Below are 25,481 nucleotides of genomic sequence, written 5' to 3'. Positions count from 1 at the left end.
GTTCCAAGTCTCAATCCTGACATACGTCGCGCTGCCCTCACGAGGTCGCCCGCGCCTTGTCCGTGAGCTGTTACAGGCGGCCGACGGGGCCGGGTGAGTGGGCGCCGGGAAGGCAGGCTCAGGGACCGGTGCCCGTGAGGTAGGCCGACACGACCACGTTGGCGGTGTAGCTGCGGCTGACCCGGTCGTAGGTGCCGCCGCAGGTGATCAGCCGGAGCTCGGCCCGCCCCGACTTGCGTACGCCGTAGGCCTGTTGGGCGTCGAAGTGGTCGCGGCTGAGGACCTGGACGTCGTCGACGGTGAACTCGGCGACCCGGCCGTCGGCGCGGACGACCCGGATGGTCTCGCCGGGCTGCAGCGCGCTGATCCGGTAGAAGACGGCAGGGCGGGTCTCGGTGTCGACGTGGCCCACCATGAGCGCGGTGCCGACCGCGCCCGGTTTCACCCCGTTCGCGTACCAGCCGACGACGCCCGGCTGGTCGTACGGCGGTGGATCGATCGCCCCCTGCGCATCGAGGCCGCGGGCCACGACGGGCGCCTGCACGCCCAGGCCGGGGATGTCGAGGCGCTGCGGCAGGGCGGCGGCCAGGGGCTTGGCGGCGGGCGGCAGGTCCGCCGTGGGCGGCCGTCCGACGGCTGCCATGTCGCCGGTGATGGGCGCGGATATGCCGTGCCGTACGTCGGTCACCTCACGGCCCCACAGCCACAGCCCGAGCAGCAGCACCGCCCAGGCCACGCCCATGAGCATCCGCCCGGTGCCGGAGAAGTGTTCCCGGTCGGACATGGTCGCTCAGCCCGTCCTACGGCTCCGGCGGGTGCCGCGCAGGACGACGGCCACCGCCGCGGCGCCCGCGAGGACCAGGCCGGTCACCGTGTGTGCGGTGTTCGGGCCGGTCGTGCGGGTGTCCACGGACGCGAGGTGGGCGGTCCCGCCGCCGCCCGCCTTGACGGGGGCGATCGGCGAGGCGGGCGCACTCGGCGCGGCCGAGGCGTTGCCGATGGTGACGTGCGACTTCATCGACTTGGACTTGTCGCCACCGCAGATGACGTGAACCTCGTAGCGGCCGGGCCCCACCATGGAGCGGACGCGGGTCTCGCCGGCCAGCGTGCCGTCCCCGCCGGTGAGCTCGGCGTCGGAGACGAAGGCCTTCGAGGCCGCGGTGCCGGTGGTGCCGGTGCAGCCGGTGGCCCGCAGCGCGAGGTCGCTGCCGGGCCCCGGGGTCGAGGGGCTGACCGAGACACCGCCGTCCGCCGCGCTTGCCGGCGGGCCGACCGCGGCGACGGCGGCCAGGACGCCGGTACAAAGAGTGAGTCGCAGTGAACCCATCGTGAACCTCCAGACACTCTGGAGACTCCCCCGCGCGGCCCGGCCCCGCATCCTCGGCGGGGTCCGGACTACGCCGTACGGGTGGGTTTTACCTCCGGGGCGGTTTCAGACGCGGTCCACAAGATCGGCGATGGAGTCCACGACCTTCGACGGCCGGTACGGGTACACGTCGACCTCACTCGGCTGGGTCACTCCGGTCATGACGAGGAAGGTCCGCATACCGGCCTCAAGCCCCGCCAGTACGTCCGTGTCCATGCGGTCGCCGATCATGGCCGAGGTCTCCGAGTGGGCCCCGATCGCGTTGAGCCCGGCGCGCATCATCAGCGGGTTCGGCTTGCCGACGAAATACGGCTTCTTGCCGGTCGCTGCGGTGATCAAAGCTGCGACGGCGCCCGTGGCGGGAAGCGCACCCTCGGTCGAGGGTCCCGTCTCGTCAGGGTTCGTAGCGATGAACCGGGCGCCGTTGTTGATCAGGCGGACCGCCTTCGTCATGGCCTCGAAGGAGTAAGTCCGGGTCTCGCCCAAGATCACGAAGTCAGGCTCGTGGTCCGTCAGGATGTATCCGATCTCGTGCAGGGCGGTTGTCAGGCCCGCCTCGCCGATGACGTACGCGGTGCCGTTCGGCCGCTGATCGTCGAGGAACTGCGCCGTCGCCAGCGCCGATGTCCAGATGTTCTCGATCGGCACCTCCAGGCCCATGCGGTTCAGCCGGGCATGCAGGTCGCGCGGGGTGTAGATCGAGTTGTTGGTGAGGACGAGGAACGGCTTTCCGGACTCGCGCAGCTTCTTGAGGAAGGCGTCGGCGCCGGGGATGGGTACGCCCTCGTGGATGAGCACACCATCCATGTCGGTGAGCCATGACTCGATGGGCTTGCGGTCTGGCATGTGCGTCGATCACTCCTGGCGTGCGTACGAGAACGAGCGGGGCGCCGGAACCACGGCGTACCGACGCCCCCAGGGTAGTCAGGAGTGGCTGATCCTGACCCCGTCGATCACGACTCGGGCCACGGGACGACGCAGGTGCTCAGCGGCGCCTCCGCACAACCACCAGGGCGCAGCCTGCGGCGACCAGCAGTACGGCGGTGGCGGCGAGCGCGCCCCGCGGAGTGCCGAGGCCGGTGCGGGCGAGCTCGTCGGCGAACGACAGCTGTCCGTCCGGGGCGGGGGTGGTGGGCGTGGCGTCGGGGGCGGTGTGTGTGCCGGAGTCGCTACTGGGTTTGAGTTTGGGTTTGGGCTCGGTGCTGGATTCGGTGTCGGGCTTGGCCTCGACGCGGAAACGGTAGTCGTTCGACTGACCGACCCAGTCGCCGTCGTTGTCGCGCCGTTGCACGACCGCGGCGTTCGCGGTGATCTCGTTCGGTACGGCGTCGGGGGTCAGCGCCAGCCGCACCCGCACGGTCAGGGTCCGGCCGGGCGCCACGGTGAACCCCGCGAAACCGTCGAAGGCGCCGACCAGCTCGTCTTCGTCGGTCCTCTCGAACCGGACCGGGTGCAGGCGGGCACGCTCGTAGAACTCCAGCTTCGGCTGCGTCGGCGTCAGCGTCCGCCCCTTGTCGACGAGGACGACGACCGGGTGGATGCCGGTACAGGGGCGGGCGGTGCTGTTGGTGAGGTCGATGGACCACGTGCTGTAGCCGCCGCCGGCGGCATAGGAATCGGGGCCGCCGTGGATACGGGTGGTGATCGGAAAGTCGCGGCCACCGGACCCGGCGGCACAGCCAGGAGCCGACCCGGAATACGCCGGACCGGCAACGAACAGCAGGGCGGCTGAGGCCGCCGTACAGAGGGACACGGGCGTGCACAGTCGCATGAACACATGACCATGCCGGAGGGCGCCCACCCCGGGCCGACGCCACCCCGCAGGAACCGCAAACTCCGCCCAATCAGCGGAGCACAGCTGCGGGCGGGCGCACGCCATAGCTGCGGGCGGTCGCACCGCCGTAGCTGCGGGCAGTCGCACCGCCGTAGCTGCGGGCGGTCGCACCGCCGTAGCTGCGGGCAGTCGTGCCGCTGGGGCGGCACGGGTGGGCGCAGCGGCACCCCGCAACGCGGGCAACCAAACCGCCCCCGACGCCCCCTACGCGTCCCCCCGCCCGAACAACGGCCCCAGCAGCAACTGCGCAGCCCCCTCCGCGACCCCCCGCGCACCCCCAGCCGCAAGCCGAACCGGCACAGCCTCCTCCCCCGTACGCCGAGCCCGCTCCTCCAACACCCCCGCAACCCCCCGCACAAACCGCTCCGGCTCCCCGGCAACAACCCGCCCACCCAACAAAATGAAGTCGATATCGAGCAGCGCCACCAAATTCCCCGTCCCCACCCCCAGCACCCGCGCCGCCTCCTCCACATCCCCCCGCCCCACAGCCTCCAGACACAACGCCTCGACACACCCCCGGTTCCCGCAACTGCACAACGGCCCGTCCAACTGCACGACCTGATGCCCGAACTCCCCCGCACCAGTCCGGGCCCCCCGATGCACCGCGCCCCCGATCACCAGCCCCCCACCAAGCCCCGCCCCGAAGTGCAGATACGCGAACGACCCACCCTCACCCCCGACCGCAAGCCCCAGCGCCGCCGCATTGGTGTCCTTGTCGACGACAACCGGCACCCCGAGCTGCAACGCCAGCACGTCCCGCAGCGGAAACCCGTCCCACTCCGGGAACCCGGTGACCCGATGCAGCACACCACGGACGTGATCGAGCGGGCCGGGCAGCGCGACGCCGACCCCGAGGACCGTGTCCGACGACCGTTCCGCCAGCAGCGACGTCACCTCCCGCACCACCCTCGCGAGCACGGCCTCCGCCCCCGCCCCCAGGTCCAGCGGAGCGCTCCGCTCCGCGACCACCGCCCCCGCCAGATCCACGAGCACCGCCCGCAGCTCATCCCGGTCGAGATGCACCCCCACCGCATGCCCGGCCCCCGGCACGAGCCGCAGCACCGTACGCGGCTTGCCCCCGGTCGACACCAGCCGCCCGGCCTCCGTCGCCAGCCCGTCGGCCCGCAGCCGGGCGGTGATCTTGCTGACGGCCTGCGGGGTCAGCCCGGTCCGCTCGGCCAGCTCGAGCCGGCTGATGCCGTCCTGCCCGGCACGCCGCAGCAGGCCGAGCACGAGCGCCGCGTTGTGGCTGCGCAGCACCAGCAGATTCGCGCCCGCCGCCCGCACCGAACCCCCCGTGGTCGTCCTGTTCACGCCACCCATTCTCCTCACCGCTTGCACTTTGGCAACAGCGTTGCGAAAGTGGACCCATGACCGGACGCATCACTGGAACGACGGGTACCCCCCTCCGAGTCGGCCTCATCGGCTACGGCCTCGCGGGCTCCGTCTTCCACGCCCCCCTGATCGGCGCCACCGACGGCCTCGCCCTTGACACGGTGGTCACCTCGAACCCCGAGCGGCAGGAGCAGGCCCGCGCCGATTTCCCGGACGTACGGGTCGCCGCCACGGCGGAGGAGCTGTTCGACCGGGCCGACGAGCTGGACCTGATCGTCATCGCCTCCCCGAACCGGACGCACGTCCCGCTCGCCACCGCCGCCCTGAAGGCCGGTCTCCCGGTCGTCGTCGACAAGCCGATCGCGGGCACGGCGGCCGAGGCACGCGAACTGGCCGCCCTGGCCGAGGAACGCGGCCTGCTGCTCTCCGTCTTCCAGAACCGCCGCTGGGACAACGACTTCCGCACTCTGCGCAAGCTGCTCGCCGAGGGCGCGCTGGGTGACGTATGGCGCTTCGAGTCCCGCTTCGAGCGGTGGCGGCCGCAGCCGAAGGGCGGCTGGCGGGAGTCCGGTGACCCGGCGGAGATCGGAGGTCTCCTCTACGACCTCGGCAGCCATGTCGTCGACCAGGCACTGGTCCTGTTCGGCCCCGCGGCCTCGGTGTACACCGAGTCGGACATCCGCCGCCCGGGCGCGGAGACGGACGACGACACGTTCATCGCGATCACGCACACCAACGGCGTCCGTTCCCACCTCTACGTCTCCGCGACGACCGCCCAACTCGGCCCGCGTTTCCGGGTGCTGGGCTCGCAGGCCGGCTACGTGAAGTACGGCCTGGACCCGCAGGAGGCGGCCCTCAAGGATGGGCAGCGCCCCGGTCCCGGCTGGGGCGAGGAGCCCGAGTCGCTGTGGGGCCGTATCGGATCCGGCGAGTCCCCGCTGACCGGCGGCGGCCGCCCCGAGCCCACCCTGCCCGGCGACTACCCCGCCTACTACGCCGCGGTGGCCGCCGCCCTGCGCGACGGCGCCGCCAACCCGGTGACCGCCCTGGAGGCGGCCGCCGCCCTCGACGTACTGGAAGCGGCCCGCCGTTCGGCCCGCGACGGAGTGACGGTGACGCTGTGACGAACTCGCACAAGCCCGCGATGACCCCGAAGATCACTCCTGAACTGACGCCCTCGATCGAGGAGTTGGAGGCGCAGGAACGCCGTCTGGTGTTTCGCGGGTTCACCCACGACGACGCCTGGGCGCTCGGCTCGCTGCTGGTGGAGCTGGCCCGGGAACGGCAGGCCCCGGTCGCCATCGACATCCGCCGTGCCGGCCAGCAGCTCTTCCACGCGGCCCTGCCCGGCTCCACCCCCGACAACGACGCCTGGATCGACCGCAAGCGCCGGGTCGTGGAACGCTACGGCTCCGCCTCCTACCTCGTCGGCGCCCGCTTCCGCGCCAAGGGCACGACGTTCGAGGAGTCCTCCCGCCTGGACCCGGACACGTACGCCGCCCACGGGGGCTCCTTCCCCATCACCGTGGAGGGCGCCGGCGTGATCGGCACGGTGACGGTGTCCGGCCTGCCGCAGCTGCAGGACCACCGGTTCGTGGTGGAGGCGCTGGAGCACTACCTGGGCGACCAGGTCTGACACCCGTCCGGCGGGATTAACGCGAGCGGCCCTCCGGTTGGCACTACCGTCACCAGCACCAGCCGTCACAGCCGGAGGGACCGCAACCGATGAACGACGTCGCAGCCACCGTGAAACAGAAGGTGGGCCGGTACGGCATCTGGAGCATCGGCCTGCGCTCGGAGGACCCGGACCGGCGCGGCGAGCTCGCCGAGGCCGCCGCCGAACTGGAGGAACTCGGTTACGGCGCCCTGTGGCTGGGCGGCAACAGCACCGCCCGCAACGCCGCTCCGCTCATCGGGGCGACGTCGAGGATCGTCGTGGGAACCAGCATCCAGAGCATCTGGCAGCAGGAGGCCCGCGACAGCGCGGCGGCCTACGCCGACCTCGAGTCGACCCACCCCGGCCGCTTCGTGCTGGGCCTCGGCGTCAGCCACGCCAAGCTCGCCGAGCAGTACCGCCGCCCGTACTCGTCGCTGGTCGCCTACCTCGACGCCCTGGACACCGCCGGAGTGCCGGCGGGCCGCCGCGTCCTGGCAGCGCTGGGCCCCAAAACGCTGGAGCTGGCCCGCGACCGGGCGGCCGGCGCAATCCCGTACCTCGTCACGGCGGAGCACACGGCCCGGGCCCGCGAGACCCTGGGCGAAGGCCCACTGCTGGCCCCCGAGCTGAAGGTCGTCCTGGAAACGGACCCGTCCCGCGCCCGCACCCTGGCCCGCGGCGCCCTCGCCATGTACCTCGCCCTGCCGAACTACACCAACAACTTCCTCCGCCACGGCTTCACCGAGGCCGACTTCACGGACGGCGGCAGCGACCGCCTCATCGACGCGGTGTTCGCATGGGGAGACGAGGACCGCATCCGGGACCGCATCAAGACCTTCCAGCAGGCGGGCGCGGACCATATCGCGCTCCAGGTGGTCACCGGCGGGCCCAGTGACGTCCTGCCGCGGGAGGAGTGGCGCAGGCTGGCCGGCCTGCTGGGCTAGCGCATACCGAACGACCTCGGCCCGCCGACTGCGAGGGTCGGCGGGCCGAGGTATGGGACGAGCTAACTACACGACCGGCGGCCGGCTAGTCGCTAGCAGAACCTGTCGATCGCCGAGTTGAAGGCGGTGCTGTATGCGTTCTTGTAGGCCTCCTGCGCCGCCTTCTGGGCCTCAGTACTGGGAGCCAGCCGCTGTCGCTCCTGCGGCTTCGGCTCCGCGTCACAGGCGCCGGACTGGGCCAGCTCCCTCCCGTCCGCAAAACCCTCCCTGGCGCCGCGCTTCCGTTCGGAGTCGATCAGCTTCTTGTCGACCGCTTCCTGGGCCGCTTGGCCGCCCAGGCAGTTTGCACTGGCACCGCCCTCTTGGAAGGCCCTGTAGTTGCCGGCCGGCAGTTCACCGGACGCGAACTTGCCGTCATCCCCCACAGTGGCGGATCCCCCGCCTTGACCATCGGTCTGGTCGAGGAACGCCTTGCCCTTCTTGAATCCCTCGCCTGTGACCGTCACCTTGGTGGCATCGCCCGCCTTGGCTTCGACGAAGCACGTCTGAGTAGGCGCGGCCTCCGGAGCGTGGCCCCATGCCGAGGCGGCGGCCGGTCCGAGGGCGAGAGAACCGACCATGAGAGGGGTGAACAGAGTGATACGGGTTCGCTGGTTCATCGTCATTTCCTCACCTGGGGTGGGGGAGTGTGACAGGGATCGCGAGGCCGTTACCCGAACGGGCACACGGTCTCACCCCACGACGCATTCGCAGTGCCGGAATGGTGCGCGCTCCACGCGCACGTACTGATCGGCCCGGAACTAGTCCGTCACTGTCATCGTCCCCCGCCCGTCCGGACATGTCTACCGGGGACCGGTGGCGCCCGTTGCCGCCGCCCTGGAGATACAACTGCGAGTCCGCGCCCTGCGACTGCGCCGGGAGCACCGCCACCGGGCCCGAGTCGCGGCGCAGGGCGAAGAGCTCCGCCGGCGTTGCCCCGTCCCGGCCCACGCCCTCGTCGGTGCCGAGCCACTCCGAAGGCCCGCTGCCCGCAGCCGAAATCCACGGAGAATGACGGCATTTCAACGGAGCATGCGTATCGCAGCAGCAATCTCCTGCTGCCTGGCGATTGGCGCATGAGGTGCCTCAGCAAGCGAGGCCCCCTTGCCGCGGCATTCCCAGGCAGCACCCCCGAAGGTTCTCAACTGTCGATGAAGGTAAGTAGCCCGCCACCGTGCCCATTGAGCGCTCCAAGTCGCCATCTACTCGCCCACGCTGTGACAGTTGAGGAATCAATCGCATCGATTAGCCCAAAAGTGGACACCTAGCCGCACGATCGGTACGGTCGAATCAGAGGCGCCACGGCTGCAGTAGTCGTTGTCGGCAAGCAGCGTGATCGGCCTCAAGCCGGAATGCACCGGCCAAAATTGGCACTCAGCGCCATCCAGTGCGCAGCACGACCGGCCCCATGAACGAGCCGTGTGAGGTCGGGCACGGCCCTCATTGGCAGGCGCATCAACCCACGCGACGGCACACGCATGTGGCGATTCGACACCGTGAAACATGTCCACGCAGCTCGGTGTCCTCGTCAAAGTGGTCCGAAGCAGATGAGTGGAGAATGAAATGCGGGATTCCAGCAGCAAGCCAAAGAGGTTGCTCGGCTCCGCTGTGGCCGTGGCCTCGCTCGCAGTCGCCGTTCCCATGGCAGCGACCGACGCGGCACACGCCAACCCGGATTCAGGAAGGGTCAAGGTTTCGGGAACCGCGAGCTGCGAACGATTCGAAAATGCGGCACCGTCTGCCGTGACGATCACCCCCAGGGGTAAGCTGGCCAAGGTGGACCAGCTCGCCGGGGAGGACGCGGCGGAGCCATTCTCACTGACCTTCACGCAGGTTCCGAAGACGGGCTTGTCAGCCAACGCCAAGGTCACCTGCGTTGACGAAGACGGCGACGAGCTTCCATACGGCAAGAGCTTCAGGATCACGAGGCCGCCGGGGACCACCGAAATACAGAACCTCACCCTCAAGTGACGGTCGTCGCCCAGTGGCGCCAGGGCCTCTTGGTAGCTCGGGGTTGCAATCCCAACCGAGCCGTACCAGGAGGCCCTGTTGTCGCGGTCCTGCGTGCCCGCGTCCGCGGAGTCCGACCCGCCGTCTTCGGCGTGCGACTGTCTGGCGCACAGGTTCGACAACGCGGCGGACGGGCCGACCACGAGCACTCTAGGCGTCTTTGAACTCCTGCCGCTGCCGCCCCAACCCCTCGATTTCCAGCTCCACCACGTCCCCAGCCCGCAGATACGGTTTCGGCTCCGGCTGCCCCAACGCAACCCCCGCCGGCGTCCCCGTATTGATGACATCACCGGGATACAGCGTCATGAACTGGCTGACGTAGCGCACGACTTCCCCCACGGAGAAGATCTGCTCGCCCGTCGTCCCGTCCTGCTTCAACTCCCCGTTGACCCACAACTTCAGCGCCAGCTTCTGCGGATCCGGCACCTCGTCCGCCGTCACCAGCCACGGCCCCAGCGGATTGAACGTCTCGCAGTTCTTCCCCTTGTCCCAGGTACCGCCCCGCTCGATCTGGAACTCCCGCTCGGAGACGTCATGCGCCACGGCGTACCCGGCGACATGCGCGAGCCCGTCCTCCACCGACTCCAGATAGCGAGCCGTACGTCCGATGACGACCGCCAGCTCCACCTCCCAGTCGGTCTTGCTGGACCCGCGCGGCACGAGCACGGTGTCGTTCGGTCCGACCACCGTGTCCGCGGCCTTGAAGAAGATCACCGGCTCGGCGGGCGGCTCGGCCCCGGTCTCGCGGGCGTGGTCGTGGTAGTTCAGCCCGATGCACACGATCTTGCCGATCCGCCCCAGCGGCGGCCCGATCCGCAGCCCCGCCGCGTCCAGCGCCGGCAGCTCCCCGGCGTCGGCGGCGGCCCGGATCCGGCCGAGCGACGCGTCGTCGGCGAGCAGCGCCCCGTCGATGTCCGGCACGAGGCCCGACAGGTCCCGCAGAACCCCCTCGGCGTCGAGCAGCGCGGGCCGCTCGGCCCCGGCCGTACCGACTCGCAGCAGCTTCATGAGCACAATCTCCCTCGATCGTGGGCGGTCCTCCGATCGGCCGCGGCCCGGGTGCGGCGGGAACGCAGCCATCGGAGGACTGGTTGATCCTCCAAGGTCGGGTTCCAGTCCGCAAGACCCGGTTCACGTACTGGACCGTAAGGTGCCGTGCTCAGCGTTCCGGGGCCGGCCGCATGGAGGTGAGCGTCCCCCACACCACCAGGCGGTACGTGGAGGTGTATTCCGGGGTGCAGGTGGTGAGGGTGAGGTAGTAGCCGGGGTCGCGGTAGCCGCGGGCGGGGTGGACGAGGCTGCGGGGCACGGGCCGTAGGACACCGGTGTCGCGTGCGGAGGTCTGCGGCACGGTCTGGTCGACGGCGTACGTGTACACGGCGTCCTGCGTCTCTACGAGGATCCGGTCGCCGTCGTCGAGCCGGTTGAGGTACCGGAAGGGCTCGCCGTGGGTGTTCCGGTGCCCGGCGAGGGCGAAGTTGCCGGCGCGGCCGGGCTGCTGGGTGCCGGGGTAGTGGCCGACGTACCCCTTGTTGAGGACGTCCGGCTTGCTGATGCCCTCGGCGACGGGGACGCGGAGGTCGAGACGCGGGATGGTGAGGATGGCGTAGGCGGGGTCGGGGGCAGAGGGCTGCGGCTGGTCGGCACGCTGCCGACGGGCGGGCTCCTCGCGCGCGGGTTCCTCGGAAGGCCCCGCGGGGGCCGCCGCCCCCTGCCCGCCTCCCTCCTCAACTCCTCGCCCTCCACTGCCCCACTCCCGCTCCAGCGCCTCCACCTTCCGCTCGGCGCCCTCCCTGGCCTGACGGTTGGTCCACCACAGCTGGTGGACGACGAGGAGCAGAAGTACGACGCCGACGGTGACAAGAGCTTCGCCTCCAGCCCACAGGGCACGCCGGCGCAGCGCACGCCGGCGCCGGGTGCCGTGCTGCACGACGGGAACGCGCATGGCGGACGCCTCCTCCACGTGGGCCGCCCGCACGATAAGCGCCACGCCACGAGGTCACCAGACCCATACGCGTCCGTACCCTCGAACGCTCCCGCCCATCCTTCTTCCACCGGTTTGAGAAAGGGGTTCGAGAAACCCGCAGAAAGCGCTGTCACACCTCTCGACAACCCCAACCGCCACACCCGATGCTTCCTGACGGCATGAGCGGGACGGGCCCCGACGCCGGTTCGACCACCCGGCAGTTGATGGAGGCGGAGAAGCCATGATCCGACGCAGAACCCTGCTGGCCGCGGCAGGCGGTACGTTCCTCGGCAGCGCCCTGGCGACCGGCACCGCACACGCGGACGCGACGATCGCCGTCAACCCGTCGACGACGTACGGCACATGGGAGGGCTGGGGCACATCCCTCGCCTGGTGGGCCAACGTCTTCGGCAACCGGAACGACTTCGCCGACCTCTTCTTCACCACCAACTCGGTGACGTACAACGGCACGGCACTCCCCGGCCTGGGACTCAACATCGCCCGCTACAACCTGGGCGCGTGCAGCTGGAACAGCGTGAACGGCGAGACGATGGCGGAGTCCCCCAACATCCCCGCCTTCAAGCAGATCGAGGGCTTCTGGCAGGACTGGAACAACGAGGACCCGGCCTCCTCGGCCTGGGACTGGACGGCGGACGCGGCCCAGCGCGCGATGCTGCAGAAGGCCGTACAGCGCGGAGCGATCACCGAGCTCTTCGCCAACTCACCGATGTGGTGGATGTGTTACAACCACAACCCTTCGGGCGCGGCAGACGGCGGCAACAACCTCCAGACCTGGAACTACCGCCAGCACGCCTCCCACCTGGCCGCGGTCGCGGCGTACGCCCGTACGAACTGGGGCGTGAACTTCGCGACAGTGGACCCGTTCAACGAGCCGGCGTCCAGTTGGTGGACCGCCACCGGCACGCAGGAGGGCTGCCACATGGACCCGGCGGTCCAGGCCGCCGTACTCCCGTACATGCGCAGCGAGTTGGACAAGCGAGGCCTGACGGGCGTCCGCATCTCGGCCTCCGACGAGACGAACTACGACACGGCCCGCTCGACATGGGCCTCCTTCGGCTCCTCCACCAGGGCCCTGGTGTCCCAGGTGAACGTGCACGGCTACCAGGGCTCGGGCGGCCGCCGGGACCTGCTGTACACGGACGTGGTGACGACGTCCGGCAAGAAGCTCTGGAACTCCGAAACGGGCGACGGCGACGCCTCGGGCCTGACCCTGGCGTCGAACCTCTGCTACGACTTCCGCTGGCTGCACCCGACGGCCTGGTGCTACTGGCAGGTGATGGACCCGACCACGGGCTGGGCGATGATCGCGTACGACGCGAACACGTTGCAGCCGACGACGGTCCAGCCCAAGTACTACGTCATGGCCCAGTTCAGCCGCCACATCCGCCCCGGGATGACGATCCTCGACACAGGCGTGAGCTACGCGGCAGCCGCGTACTCGGCCTCGGCGAGGCGCCTGGTGATAGTCGCCGTGAACACCTCGACCTCGGCCCAGACCCTGACCTTCGACCTCTCCCGTTTCTCGACGGTGACCGGCGGGTCGGGCGGCCTGGTCCCCCGCTGGAACACGGCAACGTCCGGCTCGGACCGCTACCGCGCGTACTCGGACACGTACCTCTCCGGCAAGTCGGTGAGCGTGCCGTTCGCGGCGGGGACGGTGCAGACGTTGCAGGTGGACGGAGTGATGCTCTAACAGGACTCCGTCAGGTCTTGACGATTATTCGATCAACTGGAGTCACGGGTCAGGTCGACGACGGAGCCGTCTTGCTGAACGTGCAGAGTGGGAGACAAAACCGGCGCTGAGAAAGCACCTGTCTTGGGTCCGGCCCACACCTTCGCCTGCACAGCGGCGGGAGTTCTCGCCACAGAGCAGCCCGGCACCGTGACCCAGCGGGTGTCAGCGCCCGGCTCGACGGAGAACATCGAACCTGCATCGCCCGTGCACGACGTGAACCCTTGTGGCACTGCGGTCAGATACCCGAAGCGCAGACGAACGGTCTGCCCTTCTCCCGTGTTACGGAGCATGACCCCGAAGGTGATCCGGTCCTTCTCGACACGTGCGCAGGGCCACCACTGGACGGGCCCCACAGCCTGGAGGCTCGCTCTGCAGTGCAGGTCCGCCCCTCCAGGAGTGGCGGTGGCTTCGGTTCGACCGTCGGGCGTGCCCTGCGGCTTCGTCCCCGGTACTGGTGAGCTCTCCGGAGCCCCGAGGGTTGTCCCTTCCTGGAGCTTGTGCTCTGCCCAGGCCCCAACCACAGCCGTGAGGATCGCCAGCGTCAGGGCACCCAAAACGCCCAGGACCTTCCTACGCCACGGCTGCGACCATCCGCCGCTGGGCGGAGGAGGGCTCGGCGAGCCCGGGGAGATCGAGTTCACAACGACTCCGGCAGAGTGAAGCCGACGCAGGGTGCGTCGGGAGGGGCCACATCATCGGACAGTGCTGCGGGTGAACGGACCGGATTCAGCCGTCTACGGGCTCGCGAGGCTCTCCTGGAGGTGCTGATGGCGGAACTGATAGACAGGCCCGTATTGACGCAGGATGCCGCGCCGGTAGGCATCCTCCAGGAAGGTCATCAGCCGGAACGGGAGTCGGCCGGTGAGGGCCAGCCAGCAGCGGGTGAGGAGAAAGAACCCCCAGGCGGAGTCGCCGTATCCGGACAGGGCGGCCACCAGTCCGAAACCGATGGCGGAGACGATTCCAGCGTCGCTTCTGGTCAACGTCACGATACCGAGTGCCACTCCGATGCTGAGGCCGATGGCCCGCAGCGTTGCGGTCGTCCGGTCGCTGGAGAGTATGGATCTCGGGGTCAGCTCGGTCAGGCTGACGGGGCCGCGTAGTACGTCGGCGAGGCCCGTTACCATCACCAGGCACGCGACGAGTGCGCAGAGAATAACGACCGGGCCCCATGCGGGGCCCAGCCGGTGCCAGGCCAGGAGAGCGAGTGCGAACCCAAGGCCGCCGACGCCGCCCGCCACAAAGGTCCCGGCGAAAAGCCGAATGCGCCCGCCTTGGTGGATGACCGCATGGACGGGAACGGGGGCGGAGCGGTCGATGTGCTGGCCGAAGAGGCGGAAGACGGCTTCGACCAGTTCGCCGCCGAAGCCGAAGAAGGCCCCACCGATGATCCCGACCGCGATACCGACGCCGGTGCCGAAGAGTGCCGCGGCTGCGAAGCCCAGGAGAGATCCGCCCCCGATCAGGAAGAACGCGCCAAGTACTGCACGAGGAACCAGCTGTGCCAGCTTCCACCAAGCGATATCGCGTGTGGCCGTGCGCTGCAGGTTCCGTGCCAGGTAGCCGAGCCAACGCTCGGCTTGGTCGGCGCTGTAGGTGCGGCGTGGCTGGGCGTGCGTGGGGTCGGGATAGGCCGTATAACGGGCTGGGACCAGAGCTTTGACGAGATGGCGCTCGACGTCCTGACGGGAGCTCATGTTCTGGATCGTGTTGATGAGGGTTGCGGGCGCCTGTCGGCTTCCGTAGGCGGTCTGAGCCAGGAACACCATGAGCGGTGTGGACAGCGCCTCGGCCAGGGGGCTACTGGGATTGGCTCTCAGATAGCGAATGACGGGGTCCCAGCGGGCGTCTCCGACGGGTACGGACCGGTCCAGGCATGTGACCACGTCGTTGATGTCGAGGGGGGCCAGTTCGACAACGGCGGCGGCGACGAGAACTCCGGACTCGTCGACCATCGCCTGGTAGGGAGCGACTCGGCTGGTGACGACGACCGGCTGGCGGCCGCCGGTCGCGCGGTCGATGGCGGCGAGGGCGTGTCGTCGGGAGGCTTCTGCTATCTCGTCGAGGCCGTCGAGTATGGGGATGAGAGCACCATCGAGCAGGAGCTGACGCGGCACTTCCTCGCTCCGACCGTAGTAGAGCGTGGCCAGTTCGCGGACGATCCAGTCGTTGAGGTGCTCGTTGCTGGGGTCCCAGGTTCTTACGGGGAGGAGCACCGGTACTGGTCCGGTGTCCTGCCGCTCGCCGAGGAGGTCGAGAAGTAGCCGGGCCACGAGTGCGGACTTGCCGGAGCCGGGCTCGCCAAGGACAACGAGGCGCTGCTTAGGGAGTGAGAGGTACTGCTGTGCCGCGTCGGCGACCGTGCCATGGAAGTCGACCTCATCCTGGGCGGTGGCGCCGGCGCCGAACACAGCCTCGGGGTGGTCGCGTAGACCGCTACGGTCGGTGACGGCCCAGCGTACGGCAAGGGATTCGAACCGGTGCAGAGCTTGGTTCGCCACCTCCCGCTGCCATTGGTCCTGGACAGCGGTCGCCAGAGTTTTGGCGAGCATGGTGGTGTCGGGATCCTCGCCTTGCGAACCACGCGCCGGACGGAGGGAGAGAACCATGCCGAGGACACCTGTGAGGAAACCGCCCACGCTGCTCATCTGGTCCGCCCGTTGCAGGCCTTGGTGGCGAAAGAACCAAATCACCCCTCCGAGGGCGATGAGAACCGAAACAGCGAAGAAGAGCCACCGACGACGCGACATGATCTGGATAGTGCCAGGTCGGAGGAGTACGCGTGGCCTTCTTCACGAGGCAAGCACGGCATGTGCGGAGACGGACACCGGGCGGCCGACGATCTCGCTGAGGTCACTCACAGTGCGCCGGGGAGGACATACCAGCATGGCGCCTGCGGCACCGCACACCCACCACCCGACCGTCCTCCAGCCGAACCAAAGCGATCACTGCCTCCGGCCAGGCTGACCCGTGCCGGGATGTCAGTGACCTGCCAATACCTCTCCTCCGACACCCGTCGGCAGTACGGTGTCCCCCATGCGCCCCGACACGCCCGCCGAGAACGTCGACCACCACGCCGAAGCGGCCCGCCTGGAGCGAACCGTCGGCCTGTACCCCGAGGACGCCGAAGCCCTCCTCCTGAGGGCCGCCGCCCACCTGGAACTGGCCGGCGACCGCCCCGCCGCGTCCGCGCTCTACGACCGCCTGCTGTCTGCCGACGCCCTGGAGAACCCTTCCCTGGTCCGAGCCCTGAAGGCCTCGAACCTGTGGGAGTACGGCCACGAGGCCGAGGCCCGGGCGATCATCGAGGGCATCCGCACAGCCTCGCCCCGGGACCCGGCCCCCTGGGTGATCATCGCCGAGGCCCTGGAATCCCACGACGAGCTGGAGGCGGCGCAGGAGACGTTCACGGAGGGCGCACGGCTGCTCCTCACGGACGTGACGGAGCCCCCGTACTCCACGCACCCGCTGCTGTTCGGCCGCCACCGCGTCCGCCGCATGCTGGGCGTCGCCCATGACGAGTGGGACCTGCTCGCGGACACACTCCACTCGATGCCGGTCTCCCTGGACGAGCTGCACGACCCGAAGCGGGTGTGGTCCCTGGGCTCGAACAATCCGGCGGAACTGGAGGCGGAGATCTCCCGCCTACGTGCGGAACTGGGCGCCTACCGGGAGGCACTGTCCCGCCCGTTCCCGGTGGCGGTGCTGCACTGGCCGGCGGGGGAACTGGCGGAGCTGGTGGCTGTGTATCCGTCGCTGGCCGCGGAGTATCCCTCGCATGAGGAGCACCTGGCGACGATAGAGGCGTCGCTTCGGGAACTGGCGTCGTCTGGGACGCCGAATCTGGGGATCGTGACGGGGACGGTGCCGTCGTATGAGGCGTTCGCGGCGTCGGAGGGTTCGTCGCCCTCGGACGCGGACCTGCTGCCGCAGTATGCGACGACGCTGGCGGCGAGGGGGCGGGCTGTGGCTTGGCCGCCGCAGAGGGGAGCGGGATGTTGGTGTGGGTCGGGGCGGGTTTATGGGGAGTGCCACGGTACGGAAGCCTGAGCCAAGCTCGACAGCTGTCCAAAAACGATCACCTTTCGGCACAAGACCTTCGATTGTCAGTGACTGCTGTTAGAACTGATCCCTATCGGCACCAAAGGTCGTGCGGAAGAACGCATGGGGGATCGAAGGAGCGGTCGTGGGGGAATCAGGGGACCTGACGCAGCCGGTCGCGGGCGTCTACGAGCAGCTCGTCACGCAGAACCTGCACGAACAGCTGGAGGGACTCGAAGCCGCGGGTTGGAAGGCCATCGATGCGGAGGTCAGTGAAGAGTCCACGCCGCACGTGCTGGCCCGCCACATCGGGGAGGTCGTAGGACGCCGGTTGGCCCAACTACCGCACAAGAAGCAGGTGGCCGTCGCCAACGACCTCATGCGGTCGCTGGCCGCTAGCGCACCCGACCCGGATGAGGACCATGCCGGCGGCACCATCGCTGACGGCCCCCGTCAGCTCCTGGCCCTTGCCGAGCAGGAGGCACCCGGTGTCTACGCGATTCGCCCCCTGACGCCTCTCTCTGAAACGGCGTTGATCACCAACGCTCCAGACGACCCCAACCTCGGCGCCGAACTGCGTGCGGAGCTTGCCACGGCCGACCGCATCGACCTGTTGTGCGCGTTCGTCAAGTGGCATGGAATACGGGTGCTCGAAGACTCGCTCCGCGCGGCGAAGGAGCGGGGAGTCCCCATCCGGGTCATCACCACCACCTACATCGGGGCCACCGACAGGTACGCGTTGGACCGCCTGGTCCGCGAGTTCGGCGCCGAGGTGAAGGTCAACTACGAGATCCGGTCGACGCGTCTGCACGCGAAGGCTTGGCTGTTCCGCCGTGACACCGGCTTCGATACGGCCTATGTGGGCAGCTCCAATCTGTCCAAGGCAGCACTGCTCGATGGTCTGGAGTGGAACGTACGACTGTCATCGGTCGCCACGCCCCGGGTGCTCGACAAGTTCGAGGCGACCTTCGACGCGTACTGGGACGACGTCGCCTTCGAGTCGTACGACCCCGATGACGACGGCGAGCGACTCGACGAAGCGCTGGCCCGAGCGGGAGGCAGGGGGGCGGGTGACGACCTCAAGATCAATCTCTCCGGGCTCGAAGTGCAGCCCTTCTCGCACCAGCGGGACATGCTGGAACGTCTCCGCGTCGAGCGAGAGATCCGCGGCCACCACGAGAACCTCCTGGTCGCGGCTACCGGTACCGGCAAGACGGTTATGGCGGCCCTGGACTACCGCAGTCTGCGAGACCAGCGCGGTGGACGGCTTCCTCGGCTGCTCTTCGTCGCGCACCGCAAGGAGATCCTGAGGCAGTCCTTGCGCACCTATCAAGAGGTGCTCGCCGACGCCTCGTTCGGTGAGCTGCTCTACAACGGTCAGGAACCTCGCGACTGGAACCATGTCTTCGCCAGCGTCCAGTCGCTCAACGTCCAGCGACTGGAGCAACTCGATCCCGGCCATTTCGACGTCATCGTCATCGACGAGTTCCACCACGCCACTGCGAACACATACCGCCGCGTCCTCGACCACTTCAGACCGTCCGAACTGCTCGGCCTCACCGCGACGCCGGAGCGAATGGACGGGCTCAATGTGCAGGACGAGTTCTTCGACGGCCGGATCGCTGCCGAGATGCGGCTTTGGGAAGCCCTTGAAGCCGATCTGCTGTGTCCCTTCCACTACTTCGGGATCCCAGACGGCACGGACCTGACCCAGCTCAACTGGCGAGCGGGCTCCTACGACCGAGACGAGCTCGGCAACCTCTTCACGGCCAGCCACGTGCGGGCTCTCATCGTCGTCAAGCAGGTCAAGGACAAGATCTCCAACCCCGCGGCAATGCGCGCCCTGGGATTCTGCGTGACCAAGGCACACGCGCACTTCATGGCCGAGGAATTCCGGAAGGCGGGGTTCCAGGCCGCGGCACTCGACAGCGACTCGACTCCCGCGGAGCGAGAACGGAAGCTGACCGACCTCAAGACCGGAAAGATCCAAGTGATCTTCTCCGTCGACCTGTTCAACGAGGGTCTGGACATCCCTGAAGTCGACACACTGCTGCTCCTGCGCCCCACGAACAGCGCGACTGTCTTCCTGCAGCAGCTGGGGCGCGGCCTGCGCCGTACGACGGCCAAGCCCGTACTGACCGTCCTCGACTTCATCGGCCAGCACCGAGCGGAGTTCCGCTTCGAAGAACAGTTCCGCGCGCTGACGAACCTATCCCGCAACCGACTGGTCGACAGCATCGAGCGCGACTTTCCGCAGCTTCCCTCCGGCTGTCAGATCATCCTGGAGGGCAAGTCCAAGGACCTCGTCCTCGACAACATCCGCACCCAGCTCAACGCCACCATCACCACGCTGGCGAAAGAGGTCAGGGACTACAGCACACCCAGGCTCGACGCCTACCTGCGCGAGAGCCGGCGGGACATCAAGGAGCTCTACAAGAGCGACAATTCATGGACCAAGGTCCTACGCAAAGCCGGGATCATCAAGGAGCCTCCGCTGCCGGGCGAGGAGGAGCTCCTCAAGCGTGTCCACGCCTTCCTGCATGTGGACGATCCTGAGCGAGCCCAGGCCTATCTGCGACTTCTGGCAGATGAAGCCCCTGACTACGACGCCCTGTCCCCGACCGAGCAGGCGTACGCCCGCATGCTCTTCTTCAACCTGTGGGACAAGGCGGGCGGCTTCACCAGCTACCGGGAGGGGCTGGAGTCGCTGCGCACACAACACCTGCTCCGCAACGAACTCCAGCAAGTCCTGTCGTACGTCCTCGACCGCTACGACCACTTCCCCCTCCCTCTGGACGGACCACTCAGCCATCTTCCTCTGAAAATCCACAGTGCCTACAACCGCTCCGAAGTCCTCGCAGCCCTCGGAGTGGCGCGCCTGGGCGGGCAGATGCCCGGAGTCTTCAGCCAAGGAGTGAGCTGGGTCGAGGAGATCAAGACAGACGCTCTGCTGATCACCCTGGAGAAGAACGAGCGGGATTTCTCCCCCAGCGTCCGCTACAAGGACTACGCGATCAGCCCCACCCGATTCCACTGGGAGTCGCAGGGCAACACCCCCGAGAACTCTCCGACCGGCCTGCGCTACCAGCGGCACGCCCAGCAAGGCAGCCACGTCCTGCTGTTCCTGCGCCGCTACAAGCGCAACGCCATCGGCAAGTCCGAACCCTGGATGTTCCTGGGCCCTGCCACCTACGTGAAGCACACGGGCAGCAAGCCGATGGCGATCACCTGGGACCTCCAGCACGAACTCCCGGCCGACGTCTGGACGTACTCGGCCATCGCGGCCGGGTAGCCCGCTCCAGAAGCAGAGATTGGCAGTCCCGATACCCATCGGGGCTGCCTCACCGCCGGGTTCGGCAAGGATGTCCTTATGTCGTCCCCGCGACCTCCGCCTCAAAGCGCGTTTGAGCACGGTCCAGGGCCTCGTCCGGATCGGACCCATGGGCTCGGAGCCAGTGGAGGAAGTCCGTGATGACGTCGATCGCGGTCTCCTCAGAGATCGCCACACTCAGCTTGCTCGAGCTCCGCTCACGAGGCGGCCTTGCTGTCGTGTAGACGTCGAGCACAGCTTCGGCGCGTGTGACACTGGCGCCTCCTACATGCCCGTTCGGCGAGGTGAGTCCCGTTGCCAGCTCGCACCAGGTGACTTTCCGATCATCGTGGATCTGGACACCCCAGCGGTCGGCGACGGCGTCGATGAGAGCCATGCCTCGTCCGGCCTCAGAGTCGGAGGCTGCGACAACAAGTGTGGGGAGGGCGCGTGTGTCGGGGTCATTGACCGCGATGCGCAGGTGTGTGCCCTGCATGGAGACCTCGAGAGTGGCCGGAGTCCCATGACCGACGTGCTTGATGACATTGGCGACCAACTCGCTCACGCAGAGTTGGGCTGCGTCCGTGATGTCATGCAGGCCCCAGATCCCAAGATGGACCCGTAGCACGCGACGCAAGGCGGCCACTTCCTCGGGCGCTGCCAGAAACGCCAAGTCCCACTGCTTCCTCTGCATGCATGCAGTGCAGCTCATACTCAACCCCTCCATCCGCACGTTGAGTCGCGGTGTGCAACCGGCAACACACCGAGAGTTGCATTGGAACTCTCAAAATGGAACTCTCATATCGCACAGAAAGGAGCGCGCGGCCACGTCACGCGCTCCCGGCGTACGCCGTCTTGCTGTCCCCCGGCGCAGCCAGGACGATCTGATGGCTCGACATGAAGGGTCGCAAAAATGGCAATTGGACCGACGACACGCCGTCGCCAACTGGGCGCCGGCCTGCGCCGACTGCGTGAACTCAAAGGGCTCACTCTGGAGGAGGCCGGAGCACGCGTCGGCATCTCGAAGGCGACGCTGAGTCGTTACGAGACCAAGGAGGGCCCGGTCAAGTGGCCTGCTGTCGATGCCCTGTGCCGCGAGTACGGCGCTCCGGACGAGGAGCGTCAAGCGCTAGTTGAACTAGCCAAAGGGGCCAGGATTCGGGGCTGGTGGCAGTCACTGGCCGACCCCATCCCCGAGTCCCTGAACCTCATGCTGACGCTTGAAGACGAGGTGATCCGCGAGGATCACTACGCGTGCATGTACGTCCCAGGGCTCCTACAAACACGCGACTACGCCGAGGCGGTCCACCGCGCCTCGGAAGTGCAGTGCGGAGAGCGGGAAGTGCACCACATGGTCGACGTTCGCATGAAGCGACAGGAGCTGCTCCAGCGTCCCGAACCGCCACACATCTGGTGTGTGATCGACGAAGCTGCGCTCCGACGAAGGGTAGGGGGCGGCAGCGTCATGCAGGACCAGCTCCGGCACCTTCTCACCATGTCGGACCTGCCGCACATCACCCTCCAGGTGCTGCCCTTCTCAACAGGCGCACACGCAGCAGCCGTCGGCAGCTTCGCCATCCTCCGCGGTCCGACCTCGGAGCTCGACGTGGTCTACGTAGATCTCATCGGAGGTGGGCTGTTCATGGAACAGCCCAAGGAGTTGGAGCGTTATAGGTTGGCGTTCGAGTACCTCAGTGCGCAGGCACTCGATCTGGAGTCCTCGGCGGAGATCGTCCACCGCATAAGCAAGGAGTTGTGATGACGGCGCCCTCGACGCCCCACTGGTTCAAGTCCTCCTACAGCGGCGGCAGCGGGACCGAATGTGTGGAGTGCGCGGGGCAGGAGCAGGGCACGCTCATACGCGACTCCAAGCAAGCCGATGGGCCCGTTGTCGCTGTAGGTCACGTGGCCTGGCGTGTCTTCACAGCAGCCTTGGAACAAGGTGAGTTGAGGGGTAGTGCCGACCACAGACGCTAATGCCGGTCTCCACGTCTTCTCGACGGGCCTCAACCAACCATCGTTGCCGAAGCACGATCCAAAAGGTCGCGAAGTTCTGGAAGGACATCCCTGACAGCTATCCACCTCACTCACGTGTTCGGTCTTCTTTCTTATGCCGAGCCAAGGATTTGGTCGCTTGCTGCTAGGCCTCACCGAGAAGCTGGTGCGCGCCGACACGACGCCCGCGCGGCTGGGCCACGAGTGCCTCACGCCCGCCAGCCACTTCTGCGCACCGGCGCCTCGGCTCACACCGCCGATACCCTGCCCCCCATGATTCGCGCAGTAGTCTTCGATGTCGGCGAGTGCCTAGTGGACGAGACCGGGGAGTACGGGACTTGGGCGGACTGGCTGGGGGTGCCGCGGCACACCTTTCATGCGATGTTCGGGGCCGTCATCGCGCAAGGGCGTGACTACCGCGAGACTTTCCAGGAGTTCCGGCCCGGGTTCGATCTCTCCAAGGAGCGGGAGAAGCGGGTCGCTGCCGGACAGGCGGAGGGTTTCGGGGAAGAGGATCTGTACGCGGACGTCCGTCCGGCGCTGGCTCGGCTCCGGGCTGAAGGGCTGTGGCTCGGCATCGCGGGCAACCAGACCGTGCGGGCCGGGCGAATCCTGAGGGAGCTCTTTTCCCGTGACGTGGATCTGATCGGCACGTCGGACGACTGGGGGGCCAGTAAGCCCGATCCCGAGTTCTTCAAGCGGGTCGCGGATGCCGTGCCGTACGACGCTGACGAGATCCTCTACGTCGGGGATCGATGCGACAACGACATCCGGCCCGCCGGCCAGGCCGGCATGTACACCGCGTTGGTGCATCGAGGGCCGTGGGCCACGATTCAGTGGAACAGCGCCGAAGCCCGCGAGCTGCCGACCTTCCGCATCGGGAGCCTGCTGGAACTTGCGGGTCACGTTCGCCAGTTCAACGACTCCATGCTCTGACTGTCGGCGACCGGACGTGCAGCCGGACGTCGAGGTGGCATACGCAGCTCCCGTGCTGGTGCGAGGTGAGCGCGCGGCGGACATCGCGTACGAGATCCATGGCGGTGGCGTACCAGCGTCCCCGGCATCGACAGCTGCGGCAAGGAGGTCGAGGGCCCGGCGCTGGAAAGCGGGGTTCGCGCCCTTCGCAAACCACGAAGTCTTGATGACCGGCCGGATCACCCTGCGGGGTAACTGAGTTGGGGGGACACTTGCCTCGATCTTGCCCCACAGGCCCTTCGATAGCAGGGCATTGGGGCGTAACGCTGCCTGCAGTCGGTATTCGGGGCACTCTGAGGCGCGTCAGCTCCAGCCGGTCATCGGCTCTTCGGGCAGAATTCGTTCAGCGCGTTGTTGAAGCCCGCGATGAAGGCGTCCCGTGCGGCCGAATTGGGGGTGAGGAACTTGGGCGGAGTCCTGGTCTTGCAAGCCCCCGGGACCCGCGCCTTCCCGGCCTGGAAGCCGGCGGTGGATGCCCTTGCAACATCGGACCCCCTCCCGGAAGGCTCCCCCGGCTTGGTTCCCTTAGGGCAGAAGGTGGCCAGTGCATTGTTGAAGCCCGCGATGAAGCCGTCCCGTTCGGCCTTGCTGGGTGTGAGGATCTTGAGTGGAACCTTGGTCGTACAGGCCTTCGGGATCTGCGCCTTCCCAGCCTCGAAACCCGCGCGGAATCCCCTTTCGAAATCGCCGCCGCCCTGCGTGACGGCGGCCGACGCGGAGGCATGAGCCGCCGGGCTAGGTGCAGCGAAAGCCTGCGGGAGCGCCAGGGAGACGAACAGCGCCGACGCGATCAGCGCGACGCTTCGCCTGGCCGTGCATTTTCTGTTCATGGTTTCTCCTGAAGCGGCGAGGATGCAGCTCTGCGCTGGCTGCGGTGTTTCGATAGTCCGCGTCTTAGTTGCAGAATTGGTCGATTGCACTCTTCTTCCCGGACTCGAAGCCGCGTTCGTAGTTCGGGTCGAGGGCGGCGACGCCCTTCTTCGGTGCGGCGGCTTCGCACAACTCCCGGCCGAGGGCGAACCCGTCCTTTTGCCCCTGCCGGAATTCCGCCCGGGCCTGCTCCTGCTCGGACTGGCCCGGCTTTTCGGGCTTCGTCTCACCGGGTTTGGTGGCCGCCGGGGAGCAATCAGCACGCTTAACTGTAGTGGCGAGGTCAAACACAACTGAATAATCGCCGGGCGGGAGGCTTGCGTGGTCGATACTCCCGTCAGCCGCGAAACGGGAAGACGCTTCCGTGGCGCCGTTGCGGTTCACCACTTCGTATGGCCCGCTACCTGGAAACCCCGAACCCACAACTGAGACGGTGCCGTTCCCCGCCGGTATTACCGAGCACGTCGCGCCCGGGGCAGCAGAAGCCGACGCAGCCGGGATAATGGAAACACCTCCGGTCAGCGCAATGGCAGAAGCGACAGTCGCTGCGATCTTCTTCATCGGTCTCTCGATTCTTCGAGGGCGGCCGCCTCGACCGAAGCACCGCGTGGGGTGTCCGTCATTCGCCCGCGGCGTGTTGCCGGCTCAGCGGCGGCTTCGACACGGGCGGGAAGCCATGCCCGAGCGGCGGAAGTCCGCGCCTTTAGTCGCATAAGAGGTCGAGCGCGCTCTCCTTCCCGGACTCGAAGCCACGTTCGCAGTTCGGGTCCAGGGCGGCGACGCCCTTCTTCGGCGCGGCGGCCTCGCACAGCTCCCGGCCGAGGGCGAACCCGTCCTTTTGCCCCTGCCGGAATTCCGCCCGGGCCTGCTCCTGCTCGGACTGGCCCGGCTCTCCGGGCACCTGCTCCGGGAGCTCGGGGAGCTCCTGCATCTCCGGGGGCAGGTTGAGCGTGGAGCAACGCACATCCTGCTTCACCTCGTTGTTCACCGATTCTCTGAGGAAGTAGCTCGCCGGCGGAGTCGGCGGGGTGAGCCCCGGTACCGTCGCATTCCCCGCGGCGTCCGCGATCACCGTGGTCCCCGGGGTCCCATCCGGCTTTCGGACCTGGAGCTGCGCGCCGCCGGTGAATCCCGTCCCGTTTGCCGTGACCGATCCGCCTCCTGCCGCCGGCTCCAGCGTGCACTTGGCCGTCGGCGGGATGGCGGGAGCCGGCGCAGCAGCGGCAGCGGGCTGGGTCATGCCCGCGAACGAGATGGGGCCAGCAGAACTGCAGCCGTTATGACATGTGCAAGCTTCATCTTCGAACCTCGCGGAAATCAGAGCCCACCTCGATGGGCGGGCACCGCGTCGCTGGTGAGGGCGTCGAGGTGAACCCCGTACCG

23 protein-coding genes and 1 pseudogene are annotated in these 25,481 nt (G+C 68.0%); 10 read left to right on the top strand and 14 right to left on the bottom strand.

Features of this window, described 5'->3' with window-relative positions:
• Positions 1-118: 118 nt before the first annotated feature.
• The 5 genes from ACKTSN_RS29660 to ACKTSN_RS29640 all read right to left on the bottom strand — a co-directional run bounded on the left by ACKTSN_RS29660 (position 119) and on the right by ACKTSN_RS29640 (position 4,523).
• Positions 119-784 (bottom strand): class F sortase, encoded by a 666-nt coding sequence (locus ACKTSN_RS29660; protein WP_409471900.1) that lies wholly within the window; start codon positions 782-784, stop codon positions 119-121.
• A 6-nt stretch (positions 785-790) separates the two neighbouring features.
• Positions 791-1,327, bottom strand: coding sequence for a hypothetical protein (locus tag ACKTSN_RS29655; RefSeq protein WP_409471899.1), 537 nt, complete (start codon positions 1,325-1,327; stop codon positions 791-793).
• A gap of 105 nt (positions 1,328-1,432) precedes the next feature.
• Positions 1,433-2,212 (bottom strand): HAD-IIA family hydrolase, encoded by a 780-nt coding sequence (locus tag ACKTSN_RS29650; protein ID WP_409471898.1) that lies wholly within the window; start codon positions 2,210-2,212, stop codon positions 1,433-1,435.
• A 139-nt stretch (positions 2,213-2,351) separates the two neighbouring features.
• Positions 2,352-3,137, bottom strand: coding sequence for a hypothetical protein (locus ACKTSN_RS29645; protein ID WP_409471897.1), 786 nt, complete (start codon positions 3,135-3,137; stop codon positions 2,352-2,354).
• Positions 3,138-3,404: 267 nt separating this feature from the next.
• Complete coding sequence (locus ACKTSN_RS29640) at positions 3,405-4,523, bottom strand: ROK family transcriptional regulator (protein ID WP_409471896.1); 1,119 nt, start codon at positions 4,521-4,523, stop codon at positions 3,405-3,407.
• Positions 4,524-4,570: 47 nt separating this feature from the next.
• Between ACKTSN_RS29640 and ACKTSN_RS29635 the strand changes: the two genes are divergently transcribed.
• From ACKTSN_RS29635 to ACKTSN_RS29625, 3 genes are all read left to right on the top strand, one after another.
• Positions 4,571-5,659, top strand: a complete 1,089-nt coding sequence (locus ACKTSN_RS29635) for a Gfo/Idh/MocA family protein (RefSeq protein ID WP_409471895.1) — start codon at positions 4,571-4,573, stop codon at positions 5,657-5,659.
• 20 nt (positions 5,660-5,679) lie between these two features.
• The gene (locus tag ACKTSN_RS29630) at positions 5,680-6,171 is read left to right on the top strand and encodes a heme-degrading domain-containing protein (protein ID WP_224735702.1); all 492 of its coding nucleotides are present in this window, start codon (positions 5,680-5,682) and stop codon (positions 6,169-6,171) included.
• Between the two features lie 89 nt (positions 6,172-6,260).
• A complete protein-coding gene (locus ACKTSN_RS29625) occupies positions 6,261-7,136 on the top strand; it encodes an LLM class F420-dependent oxidoreductase (RefSeq protein ID WP_409471894.1) in 876 nt (291 codons plus the stop codon).
• 92 nt (positions 7,137-7,228) lie between these two features.
• Here the strand turns inward: ACKTSN_RS29625 and ACKTSN_RS29620 are convergent, their stop codons facing one another.
• Both ACKTSN_RS29620 and ACKTSN_RS29615 read right to left on the bottom strand, forming a co-directional pair.
• Positions 7,229-7,795 carry a hypothetical protein gene (locus tag ACKTSN_RS29620; RefSeq protein WP_409471893.1) on the bottom strand — a complete coding sequence of 189 codons (567 nt, stop codon included), beginning with the start codon at positions 7,793-7,795 and terminating at the stop codon, positions 7,229-7,231.
• Positions 7,796-8,015: 220 nt separating this feature from the next.
• A pseudogene (locus ACKTSN_RS29615) lies at positions 8,016-8,147 on the bottom strand (DUF5925 domain-containing protein); the annotation flags it as partial.
• Positions 8,148-8,738: 591 nt separating this feature from the next.
• Here ACKTSN_RS29615 and ACKTSN_RS29610 point away from each other — a divergent pair.
• Complete coding sequence (locus ACKTSN_RS29610) at positions 8,739-9,146, top strand: hypothetical protein (protein WP_409471892.1); 408 nt, start codon at positions 8,739-8,741, stop codon at positions 9,144-9,146.
• Positions 9,147-9,335: 189 nt separating this feature from the next.
• Here the strand turns inward: ACKTSN_RS29610 and ACKTSN_RS29605 are convergent, their stop codons facing one another.
• Positions 9,336-10,193, bottom strand: coding sequence for a fumarylacetoacetate hydrolase family protein (locus ACKTSN_RS29605; RefSeq protein ID WP_409471891.1), 858 nt, complete (start codon positions 10,191-10,193; stop codon positions 9,336-9,338).
• A 151-nt stretch (positions 10,194-10,344) separates the two neighbouring features.
• Positions 10,345-11,130 carry a class E sortase gene (locus ACKTSN_RS29600; protein WP_409474958.1) on the bottom strand — a complete coding sequence of 262 codons (786 nt, stop codon included), beginning with the start codon at positions 11,128-11,130 and terminating at the stop codon, positions 10,345-10,347.
• A gap of 262 nt (positions 11,131-11,392) precedes the next feature.
• Here ACKTSN_RS29600 and ACKTSN_RS29595 point away from each other — a divergent pair, with 262 nt between their 5' ends.
• On the top strand, positions 11,393-12,865 hold the full coding sequence (locus tag ACKTSN_RS29595) for a glycoside hydrolase (protein ID WP_409471890.1): 1,473 nt from the start codon (positions 11,393-11,395) through the stop codon (positions 12,863-12,865).
• A 776-nt stretch (positions 12,866-13,641) separates the two neighbouring features.
• Here ACKTSN_RS29595 and ACKTSN_RS29590 read toward each other — a convergent pair.
• Entirely contained in the window at positions 13,642-15,657 is a 2,016-nt protein-coding gene (locus ACKTSN_RS29590; protein WP_409471889.1) for an NACHT domain-containing protein, read from the bottom strand.
• Positions 15,658-15,943: 286 nt separating this feature from the next.
• Here ACKTSN_RS29590 and ACKTSN_RS29585 point away from each other — a divergent pair, with 286 nt between their 5' ends.
• Positions 15,944-16,957 (top strand): SEC-C domain-containing protein, encoded by a 1,014-nt coding sequence (locus tag ACKTSN_RS29585; protein WP_409471888.1) that lies wholly within the window; start codon positions 15,944-15,946, stop codon positions 16,955-16,957.
• Positions 16,958-17,093: 136 nt separating this feature from the next.
• Positions 17,094-20,240, top strand: coding sequence for a DUF3427 domain-containing protein (locus ACKTSN_RS29580; RefSeq protein WP_409471887.1), 3,147 nt, complete (start codon positions 17,094-17,096; stop codon positions 20,238-20,240).
• Positions 20,241-20,316: 76 nt separating this feature from the next.
• Here the strand turns inward: ACKTSN_RS29580 and ACKTSN_RS29575 are convergent, their stop codons facing one another.
• On the bottom strand, positions 20,317-20,952 hold the full coding sequence (locus tag ACKTSN_RS29575) for an ATP-binding protein (RefSeq protein WP_409471886.1): 636 nt from the start codon (positions 20,950-20,952) through the stop codon (positions 20,317-20,319).
• 219 nt (positions 20,953-21,171) lie between these two features.
• Between ACKTSN_RS29575 and ACKTSN_RS29570 the strand changes: the two genes are divergently transcribed.
• The 3 genes from ACKTSN_RS29570 (at position 21,172) to ACKTSN_RS29560 (ending at position 23,189) form a co-directional block, all read left to right on the top strand.
• Positions 21,172-22,017 carry a helix-turn-helix domain-containing protein gene (locus ACKTSN_RS29570; protein WP_409471885.1) on the top strand — a complete coding sequence of 282 codons (846 nt, stop codon included), beginning with the start codon at positions 21,172-21,174 and terminating at the stop codon, positions 22,015-22,017.
• Entirely contained in the window at positions 22,017-22,235 is a 219-nt protein-coding gene (locus tag ACKTSN_RS29565; RefSeq protein WP_409471884.1) for a DUF397 domain-containing protein, read from the top strand. Before ACKTSN_RS29570 ends, ACKTSN_RS29565 begins: the two co-directional genes overlap by 1 nt.
• Positions 22,236-22,526: 291 nt before the next feature.
• Complete coding sequence (locus ACKTSN_RS29560; RefSeq protein WP_409471883.1) at positions 22,527-23,189, top strand: HAD family hydrolase; 663 nt, start codon at positions 22,527-22,529, stop codon at positions 23,187-23,189.
• 356 nt (positions 23,190-23,545) lie between these two features.
• On the opposite strand, the gene ACKTSN_RS29555 is transcribed toward ACKTSN_RS29560, so the two are convergent.
• From ACKTSN_RS29555 to ACKTSN_RS29545, 3 genes are all read right to left on the bottom strand, one after another.
• Positions 23,546-24,058: a hypothetical protein gene (locus ACKTSN_RS29555; RefSeq protein ID WP_409471882.1), complete on the bottom strand. Its 513-nt coding sequence runs from the start codon at positions 24,056-24,058 to the stop codon at positions 23,546-23,548.
• Between the two features lie 64 nt (positions 24,059-24,122).
• A complete protein-coding gene (locus ACKTSN_RS29550) occupies positions 24,123-24,659 on the bottom strand; it encodes a hypothetical protein (RefSeq protein WP_409471881.1) in 537 nt (178 codons plus the stop codon).
• Between the two features lie 142 nt (positions 24,660-24,801).
• Positions 24,802-25,338: a hypothetical protein gene (locus ACKTSN_RS29545; protein ID WP_409471880.1), complete on the bottom strand. Its 537-nt coding sequence runs from the start codon at positions 25,336-25,338 to the stop codon at positions 24,802-24,804.
• Positions 25,339-25,481 lie beyond the last annotated feature (143 nt).

Origin of the sequence: Streptomyces flavusporus (genome assembly GCF_046267975.1) — a bacterium.
Lineage (GTDB): Bacteria > Actinomycetota > Actinomycetes > Streptomycetales > Streptomycetaceae > Streptomyces > Streptomyces flavusporus.
Note: the sequence above shows the minus strand (reverse complement) of the source record. Positions and strands in the feature narration are given on the sequence as shown.